The organism is Pseudomonas sp. (genome assembly GCF_049301935.1).
In the GTDB taxonomy this organism is placed as follows: Bacteria; Pseudomonadota; Gammaproteobacteria; order Pseudomonadales; family Pseudomonadaceae; genus Aquipseudomonas.
The window spans coordinates 1-8,615 of record NZ_JBAQLP010000091.1 but is presented as its reverse complement, the minus strand read 5'-3'; the positions used below and the strand labels follow the sequence as shown (position 1 = coordinate 8,615).

At 60.1% G+C, this 8,615-nt stretch carries 7 protein-coding genes and 1 pseudogene; 5 read left to right on the top strand and 3 right to left on the bottom strand.

Annotated features, from left to right (window positions below):
• The 3 genes and pseudogenes from WA145_RS12455 to rpsB all read right to left on the bottom strand — a co-directional run.
• Positions 1–87: pseudogene (locus WA145_RS12455) on the bottom strand (UMP kinase); the annotation flags it as partial.
• A gap of 190 nt (positions 88–277) precedes the next feature.
• Complete coding sequence (gene tsf, locus WA145_RS12450; protein ID WP_422581875.1) at positions 278–1,144, bottom strand: translation elongation factor Ts; 867 nt, start codon at positions 1,142–1,144, stop codon at positions 278–280.
• A gap of 183 nt (positions 1,145–1,327) precedes the next feature.
• Entirely contained in the window at positions 1,328–2,071 is a 744-nt protein-coding gene (rpsB, locus tag WA145_RS12445; RefSeq protein ID WP_422581874.1) for a 30S ribosomal protein S2, read from the bottom strand.
• Positions 2,072–2,357: 286 nt separating this feature from the next.
• Here rpsB and map point away from each other — a divergent pair, with 286 nt between their 5' ends.
• From map to dapD, 5 genes are all read left to right on the top strand, one after another.
• Entirely contained in the window at positions 2,358–3,140 is a 783-nt protein-coding gene (map, locus tag WA145_RS12440; protein WP_422581873.1) for a type I methionyl aminopeptidase, read from the top strand.
• A 42-nt stretch (positions 3,141–3,182) separates the two neighbouring features.
• Positions 3,183–5,885, top strand: coding sequence for a [protein-PII] uridylyltransferase (locus tag WA145_RS12435; RefSeq protein ID WP_422581872.1), 2,703 nt, complete (start codon positions 3,183–3,185; stop codon positions 5,883–5,885).
• A 68-nt stretch (positions 5,886–5,953) separates the two neighbouring features.
• Positions 5,954–7,150 (top strand): succinyldiaminopimelate transaminase, encoded by a 1,197-nt coding sequence (gene dapC, locus WA145_RS12430; protein ID WP_422581871.1) that lies wholly within the window; start codon positions 5,954–5,956, stop codon positions 7,148–7,150.
• Positions 7,150–7,497 carry an ArsC family reductase gene (locus WA145_RS12425; protein ID WP_422581870.1) on the top strand — a complete coding sequence of 116 codons (348 nt, stop codon included), beginning with the start codon at positions 7,150–7,152 and terminating at the stop codon, positions 7,495–7,497. Before dapC ends, WA145_RS12425 begins: the two co-directional genes overlap by 1 nt.
• A gap of 39 nt (positions 7,498–7,536) precedes the next feature.
• Complete coding sequence (dapD, locus tag WA145_RS12420; protein ID WP_422581869.1) at positions 7,537–8,571, top strand: 2,3,4,5-tetrahydropyridine-2,6-dicarboxylate N-succinyltransferase; 1,035 nt, start codon at positions 7,537–7,539, stop codon at positions 8,569–8,571.
• Positions 8,572–8,615: the final 44 nt, after the last annotated feature.

Here is an 8,615-nt window from a genome sequence, read left to right as displayed (position 1 = left end):
ATCTTCCGACCCCATCAGGGCCTCGCCGCTAAGTTTGAGCAGAATGCGCTTGTAGCGCGGTTGACGACCACTCATCTGCTGAGCCATTGCGAGTCTCTCCTGCGGCGTTTGAATTCTGTGCAAACCTTAGGTTCGCTTTTGTCGAGCGTTTCGACAGCACCTTGAGCCATTGGTGCCTAAGCACCAACCACTCCACAGCTTAGCTGCGCCCTCAATTTGACAAAGAGGCCGCGCGCGTTAGCGGGCAGCCTCTTCGGGGCAACAGCGGTTAGCCGTCTTACTGCTTGCTGGCAGCAGCTACTTGCGCAGCAACTTCTTCAGCGAAGTTGTCGACCGGCTTCTCGATGCCTTCGCCAACCTTGAAGTAGGTGAAGGAAACGATTTCAGCACCGGCTTTCTTGGCCAGAGCACCGACCTTGATTTCCGGATCCTTGACGAAGGCTTGCTCAACCAGACTGGCTTCAGCCAGGAACTTCTGGATACGACCGGCAACCATCTTCTCGACGATTTCGGCCGGCTTGCCCTTGATCTTGTCTTCGTTGAGGCTGACGAACACGGCTTTCTCGCGCTCGATGGCTTCAGCAGACACTTCCGAAGGCAGCAGGAATTCAGGGTTGCTGGCTGCTACGTGCATGGCGATGTCTTTGGCCAGGTCGACGGTGCCGCCCTTGAGCACAACCACAACACCGATCTTGTTACCGTGCAGGTAAGAACCCAGAACGTCACCTTCAATACGCGCCAGACGACGGATATTGACGTTCTCGCCGCACTTGGCAACCAGGGCCAGGCGGGCTTCTTCCTGAGCGGCGATCAGCGGCTCAACGGTAGACAGCTTGTCAGCGAAGGCTTTCTCGACGCTGGCAGCCACAAAGCTCTTGAAATCGTCCTGCAGAGCCAGGAAGTCGGTCTGCGAGTTGACTTCGAGAATAACGGCAGTCTTGCCATCTTCCTTAATGCTGATGGCGCCTTCGGCGGCCACGTTGCCGGCTTTCTTGGCAGCTTTGATCGCGCCGGAAGCACGCATGTCGTCGATGGCTTTTTCGATGTCGCCGCCAGCCTTGGTCAAGGCCTTCTTGCAATCCATCATGCCTTCGCCAGTACGCTCACGCAGTTCTTTAACCAACGCTGCAGTAATTTCTGCCATTTCAAAATCCTCTGGATAGGTTGTTAGCCATTCCACCCGCGAAAAACGGGCGCTCAATTCGTAACGCATTGCCGACAATGAGCAGAAACGATTGCAACTGCACGTCGGCGATGGTTTTCAAGGTGGCAAAAAGGGGGCCAAGCCCCCTTTTTGCGAACTAAGCAAACGCTATGCGCGTTTTACTTAGCCTTCAGCAGCTTCTGCAGCTGGGGCTTGCTCGACGAACTCGTCGGTGCCGCCATTGGCATGATTGCGACCACGGATTACCGAGTCAGCCATGGCACCCATGTACAGCTGGATGGCGCGGATGGCGTCATCGTTACCTGGGATGATGTAGTCAACGCCTTCCGGGCTGCTGTTGGTATCGACGATGCCGATAACCGGGATACCCAGCTTGTTGGCTTCGGTGATAGCAATGCGCTCATGGTCAACGTCGATCACGAACAGCGCGTCTGGCAGACCGCCCATGTCCTTGATACCACCCAGGCTGCGATCCAGTTTTTCCAGATCACGAGTGCGCATCAGGGCTTCTTTCTTGGTCAGCTTGGTGAAAGTGCCGTCCTGAGACTGAACCTCCAGATCACGCAGACGCTTGATCGAGGCGCGGATGGTTTTGTAGTTGGTCAGCATGCCGCCCAACCAGCGATGATCGACGTACGGCGAACCGCAACGTGCTGCTTCTTCAGCGACGATCTTGCCAGCGGAACGCTTGGTGCCGACGAACAGAATCTTGTTTTTGCCCGAAGCCAGCTTCTCAACGAAGGACAGTGCCTCGTTGAACATTGGCAGGGTTTTTTCAAGGTTGATGATGTGGATCTTGTTGCGCGCACCGAAAATGTACTTGCCCATTTTCGGGTTCCAGTAACGGGTCTGGTGGCCGAAGTGCACACCGGCCTTCAGCATATCGCGCATGTTGACTTGGGACATGATAGTTCCTTGATAAGTCGGGTTAGGCCTCCACGTATCCCGATTTCCAACCCGGCGAACTTGTCGCAAGGCACCCAGGAAACCGTGTCGATACGTGTGTGGGTTTAAGCTTTCGGGCACACAGCCCGTAAAGCGGCGCGTTTTATACCATAAAAGTCAGGAGCAAGCTACTCGCAGACCGCAACATATGCAGCCGACCCAGCGGCAGGTTTTTACGTGGCGCTTATGGCTGGCGACTGGTAGCTGTTAAGATGACGCCCTTTCTGTTCGCGTTCGAGAGCCGCACATGACCGTCACCATCAAAACGCCCGACGAAATCGAGAAAATGCGCGTAGCCGGTCGCCTGGCTGCCGAAGTGCTGGAAATGATCGGCGAGCACGTCAAGCCCGGTGTCACCACCGAAGCGCTCGACCGCATCTGCCATGACTATATTGTCAACGTGCAACAGGCCATCCCTGCGCCGCTCAATTACAAAGGCTTCCCCAAGTCGATCTGCACTTCGGTTAATCACGTGGTCTGCCACGGCATCCCGAACGACAAGCCGTTGAAAGAAGGCGACGTGATCAACATCGACATCACCGTAATCAAAGACGGCTACCACGGCGACACCAGCAAGATGTTTATGGTTGGCAAAGTGCCGGAGTGGGCCGAACGCCTGGCCAAGATCACCCAGGAGTGCATGTATAAAGGCATCGAACTGGTCAAGCCGGGCACGCGCCTGGGCGACATCGGCGAAGTGATCCAGAAGCATGCCGAGAAGAACGGCTTCTCGGTGGTGCGCGAATACTGCGGCCACGGCATTGGTGCGGTGTTTCATGAAGAGCCGCAAGTGCTGCACTATGGCCGCGCCGGCACCGGCATGGAGCTGCAAGAAGGCATGTGCTTCACCATCGAGCCGATGATCAACCAGGGCCGCCCGGAAACCCGCACCCTGGGTGACGGCTGGACCGCGATCACCAAGGACCGCAAGCTCTCCGCCCAGTGGGAGCACACCATTCTGGTGACCGCTAACGGCTATGAGATCTTCACCCTGCGCAGTGACGACACCATCGCCCGCACATCGGCCTGAACCTCTCGCTGAGTCTACTGTATAGATAGAAGGAAGGCCGCAATGCCGCAGGTAGATCCCGAGCTGTTCGACCGCGGCCAGTTCCAGGCGGAACTGGCCCTCAAGGCCAGCCCTATTGCGGCATTCAAGAAGGCCATCCGCCACGCCCGTGATGTACTCGACGGGCGCTTCACCAGCGGCCGCGACGTGCGGCGCCTGGTCGAAGACCGTGCCTGGTTTGTCGATCAGATCCTGCGTGAAGCCTGGGAACGCCTGGCCTGGAGTGAAGACGCCGATATCGCCCTGCTCGCCGTCGGCGGCTATGGCCGTGGCGAGTTGCACCCCTTCTCCGACATCGACCTGCTGATCCTGCTCGACAACGCCGACCACGAAACCTTCCGCGAGCCCATCGAACGCTTCCTCACCCTGCTCTGGGACATCGGCCTGGAAGTCGGGCAAAGCGTGCGCAGTGTGGATGAGTGCGCCGAGGAAGCCCGCGCCGATCTGACGGTGATTACCAACCTGATGGAAAGCCGCACCATCGCCGGCCCCGAGCGCCTGCGTCAGCGCATGCAAGCGGTCACCAGCACCGCGCAGATGTGGCCGAGCAAGCAGTTCTTCCTGGCCAAGCACAAAGAGCAGCGCGCCCGTCACGGCAAATACAACGACACCGAATACAATCTGGAGCCCAACGTCAAAGGCTCACCCGGCGGCCTGCGCGATATCCAGACCATTCTCTGGGTGGCGCGCCGGCATTTCGGCACGCTGAACCTGCACGCCATGGTCGGCCAGGGCTTTTTGCTGGAAAGCGAATACGCCCTGCTCGCCTCCAGCCAGGAATTCCTCTGGAAGGTGCGCTACGCCCTGCACATGCTCGCCGGCCGCGCCGAAGACCGCCTGCTATTTGACCACCAGAGCAAGGTGGCGGCCCTGCTGGGTTACGAAGACAGCGACAGCAAGCGCGCCATCGAGCGCTTTATGCAGAAGTACTACCGCGTGGTGATGGCGATTGCCGAACTGAGCGACCTGATCGTCCAGCACTTTGAAGAGCAGATTCTGCACGCTGGCGAAATTGGCCAGGCCACGCCGCTTAACAGTCGCTTCCTGCTGCGTGATGGCTATATCGAAGTCGCACACCCCAACGTGTTCAAACGCACGCCGTTCGCCATCATGGAAATCTTTGTGCTGATGGCCCAGCACCCAGACATCAAAGGCGTATGCGCCAACAGCATTCGCCTGCTGCGCGAACACCGCCACCTGATCGACGATGATTTCCGCCGCGATATCCGCAACACCAGCCTGTTTGTCGAACTGTTCAAAAGCCCCCAGGGCATTCACCGCAACCTGCGGCGGATGAACCGTTACGGCATCCTCGGCCTGTACTTGCCGGAGTTCGGCCATATCGTCGGGCAGATGCAGCACGACCTGTTCCACATCTATACGGTCGACGCGCACACCCTGAACCTGATCAAGCATCTGCGTAAGTTCAAGTGGACCGAGCTGGCGGAAAAATTCCCCCTGGCCAGCAAGCTGATCGACAAGCTGCCCAAGCCCGAGCTGATCTATATGGCCGGGCTCTACCACGACATCGGCAAGGGCCGTGGCGGCGACCACTCGGAGCTGGGCGCGGTAGACGCCGAGGCCTTCTGCGTGCGCCATCAACTACCGAGCTGGGACTCCAAACTGATCGTCTGGCTGGTCCAGCACCACCTGGTGATGTCCACCACGGCGCAGCGCAAGGATCTCTCCGACCCGCAGGTGATCTTCGACTTCGCCCGCCTGGTTGGCGACCAGACGCGCCTGGACTACCTCTATGTACTGACCGTGGCCGATATCAACGCCACCAACCCCAGCCTGTGGAACTCCTGGCGCGCCAGCCTACTGCGCCAGCTCTATACCGAGACCAAGCGCGCACTGCGCCGTGGCCTGGAAAACCCACTGGACCGCGAAGAGCAGATACGTCTGACGCAGATCGCCGCCCTGGACATCCTGGTACGCGGCGGCACCGACCCGGACGACGCCGAGCAGCTCTGGTCACAACTGGGCGACGACTACTTCCTGCGCCACACAGCATCCGACGTGGCCTGGCACAGCGAGGCGATCCTGCAGCACGGCAACAACAGCGAGCCGCTGGTGCTGATCAAGGAAACCACCCCGCGCGAGTTCGAAGGCGGCACGCAGATTTTCATCTACGCCCAGGATCAGCACGACTTCTTTGCCGTGACCGTGGCGGCCATGGCCCAGCTCAACCTGAACATCCATGACGCACGGATTCTCACCTCCACCAGCCAGTTCACCCTCGACACCTACATCGTGCTCGAAGGCGAAGGCGGCTCGATTGGCGAAAATCCAGTGCGGATCAAGGAGATTCGTCAGGGGCTGGTCGACGCATTGAAGAACCCGGACGATTACCCGGCCATTATCCAACGCCGTGTACCGCGCCAGCTCAAGCACTTTGCTTTTGCGCCGCAGGTGAGCATTCACAACGATGCGCACCGACCGGTGACCATCCTCGAAGTCACTGCCCCTGACCGCCCCGGCTTGCTGGCGCGGATCGGACGGATTTTCCTCGACTTCGACCTGTCGCTGCAGAACGCCAAGATCGCCACCCTGGGCGAGCGGGTGGAAGACGTGTTCTTCGTCACCGATGCGCACAACCAGCCGTTGTCCGACCCCGAGCTGTGCATGCGCCTGCAGGAAACCATGGTTGCGCAACTGTCCGACGCGCCAGGCACGCAGAGCGAACCAAGCCGAATCGTTATTTAAAGCCCCTTATTACCCTTGAGCCGCCTGACATCCCCGATGCAGGCGCTGGCAGACCTCAGGAAGCAACAATGAACGACGCGTTAAACCAGCTGCAGCCCTACCCGTTCGAAAAGCTCCGCGCCCTGCTGGGCAGCGTGCAGGCTCCCGCCGACAAAAGCCCGATTGCCCTATCGATCGGCGAGCCCAAGCACCGTTCGCCGGAGTTTGTCGCCGAGGCACTGCGCGCCAACCTCGACCAGCTGGCGGTCTACCCGACCACCCTGGGCATCCCGGCACTGCGGGAAGCCATCGCTACCTGGTGCAACCGCCGCTTTGGCCTACCGGCCGGCGTGTTTGACCCAGCGCGCCATGTGCTGCCGGTCAACGGCACCCGCGAGGCGCTGTTTGCCTTTACCCAGGCGGTGGTCAAACGCGATGTCGATGGCCTGGTAGTCAGCCCCAACCCCTTCTATCAAATCTATGAAGGCGCAGCTTTTCTTGCCGGCGCGCAGCCGCATTACCTGCCCTGCCTGGAAGAGCACGGCTTCAACCCGGATTTCGACGCCGTCAGCGACGAGGTCTGGCAGCGCTGCCAGATCCTCTTTCTCTGCTCGCCTGGTAACCCGACGGGCGCACTGATTCCGCTGCCGACACTGAAAAAGCTGATCGCCCTGGCCGATAAATTCGACTTCGTGATCGCTGCGGATGAGTGCTACAGCGAGCTGTACTTCGATGAAGGCAATCCACCGGCTGGCCTGCTAACCGCCTGTGCGGAGTTGGGCCGGCATGATTTCAAACGCTGCGTGGTGTTCCACAGCCTATCCAAGCGCTCCAACCTACCAGGGCTGCGCTCGGGCTTCGTCGCCGGCGACGCCGACATTCTGAAATCTTTCCTGCTGTACCGTACCTACCACGGCTGCGCCATGCCGGTGCAAACCCAACTGGCCAGCGTGGCCGCCTGGAACGACGAAGCCCATGTCAAAGCCAATCGCGACCTGTACCGCGAGAAGTTCGATGCGGTGCTGGCGATTCTTGGCGACGTGCTGGATGTGCAACGGCCAGATGGCGGTTTCTACCTGTGGGCGAAAACCCCGATAGACGATGAAACATTTACCCGCGAGCTGTTTGCCCGCGAGCATGTCACCGTAGTGCCCGGCTCCTACCTGTCGCGCGCTGTGGACGGCCATAACCCCGGTGCCGGCCGTGTGCGCATGGCCCTGGTCGCGCCGCTGGCCGAGTGTGTGGCTGCCGCTGAACGTATCCGCGACTTTGTGAAGAGCCTCTGATGAGCAAGACCCTGTTTGGCATAAAAGCCTGCGACACCATGAAAAAAGCCCGCACCTGGCTCGACGAGCACGGGGTAAGCTACGCCTTTCATGATTACAAAGCCTGCGGCATTGACCGTGGCAACCTGGAAAAGTGGTGCAATGAGCATGGTTGGGAAACCCTCCTGAACCGTGCAGGCACCACCTTCCGCAAGCTGGACGAGGCGCAGAAAAGCGACCTCGATCAGCATAAGGCGATCGAACTGATGCTCGCCCAACCGTCGATGATCAAACGCCCGGTGCTGGATCTCGGCAACAAGACCCTGGTTGGCTTCAAAGCCGACCGTTATGCCGCCGAACTGGTTTGAACCAGCCGGCCCACACGAATTTGCGGTAAGGAAAACGACATGAGCACAACCCTCTTCAGCCTGGCTTTCGGCGTTGGCACCCAGAACCGTCAGGGCACCTGGCTAGAAGTCTTCTACGCCCAGCCACTGCTCAACCCGAGCAGCGAACTGGTCGCCAAAGTGCTGGAAAAACTCGCTTACCAGGGCGGCAACCAGGCCATTGCGATCAGCAACAGCCAGGCCGGCGATCTGGCCGAAGCGCTGAAAAATGTCGACAGCCAGCAGTCCGCCCTGCTCACCCGCCTGGCCGAAAGCCAGAAGCCGCTGGTGGTTACGCTGCTCGCCGAAGACGCCGCGCTGACCAGCACGCCTGAGGCCTACCTCAAGCTGCACCTGCTGTCGCACCGCCTGGTCAAGCCGCACGGCCTGAACCTCACCGGGATCTTCCCGCTGCTGCCGAACGTGGCCTGGACCAGCCAGGGCGCTGTCGACCTTGGCGAACTGGCTGAGCGTCAACTGGAAGCGCGCCTGAAAGGCGACCTGCTGGAAGTCTTCTCGGTGGACAAGTTCCCGAAAATGACCGACTACGTGGTGCCGGCTGGCGTGCGTATCGCTGACAGCGCACGCATCCGCCTGGGCGCCTACGTGGGCGAAGGCACCACCGTGATGCACGAAGGCTTCGTCAACTTCAACGCCGGCACCGCCGGCCCAGGCATGATCGAAGGCCGCGTATCGGCGGGCGTATTCGTCGGCAAGGGCTCGGACCTGGGCGGTGGCTGCTCGACCATGGGCACCCTGTCCGGCGGCGGCAATATCGTGATTTCGGTTGGCGAAGGCTGCCTGATCGGCGCCAACGCCGGCATCGGCATCCCGCTGGGCGACCGCAACACCGTGGAATCGGGCCTGTATATCACCGCCGGCACCAAGGTGGCGCTGCTCGATGCCGACAACCAACTGGTCAAGGTGCTCAAGGCCCGCGACCTGGCGGGCCAGCCGGACCTGCTGTTCCGCCGTAACTCGCAAACCGGTGCGGTGGAGTGCAAGACCCACAAATCGGCGATTGAGCTGAACGAAGCCCTGCACGCGCACAACTGACCCTGGCGACAAACTGCAAGCCAAACGCTTGCAGATTTGTAGGA

Bases quoted from the DNA above. Each gene is read 5' to 3' on its own strand.
- tsf (WP_422581875.1), bottom strand. From the start codon at position 1,144: ATGGCAGAAATTACTGCAGCGTTGGTTAAAGAACTGCGTGAGCGTACT.
- rpsB (WP_422581874.1), bottom strand. From the start codon at position 2,071: ATGTCCCAAGTCAACATGCGCGATATGCTGAAGGCCGGTGTGCACTTC.
- map (WP_422581873.1), top strand. From the start codon at position 2,358: ATGACCGTCACCATCAAAACGCCCGACGAAATCGAGAAAATGCGCGTA.
- WA145_RS12435 (WP_422581872.1), top strand. From the start codon at position 3,183: ATGCCGCAGGTAGATCCCGAGCTGTTCGACCGCGGCCAGTTCCAGGCG.
- dapC (WP_422581871.1), top strand. From the start codon at position 5,954: ATGAACGACGCGTTAAACCAGCTGCAGCCCTACCCGTTCGAAAAGCTC.
- WA145_RS12425 (WP_422581870.1), top strand. From the start codon at position 7,150: ATGAGCAAGACCCTGTTTGGCATAAAAGCCTGCGACACCATGAAAAAA.
- dapD (WP_422581869.1), top strand. From the start codon at position 7,537: ATGAGCACAACCCTCTTCAGCCTGGCTTTCGGCGTTGGCACCCAGAAC.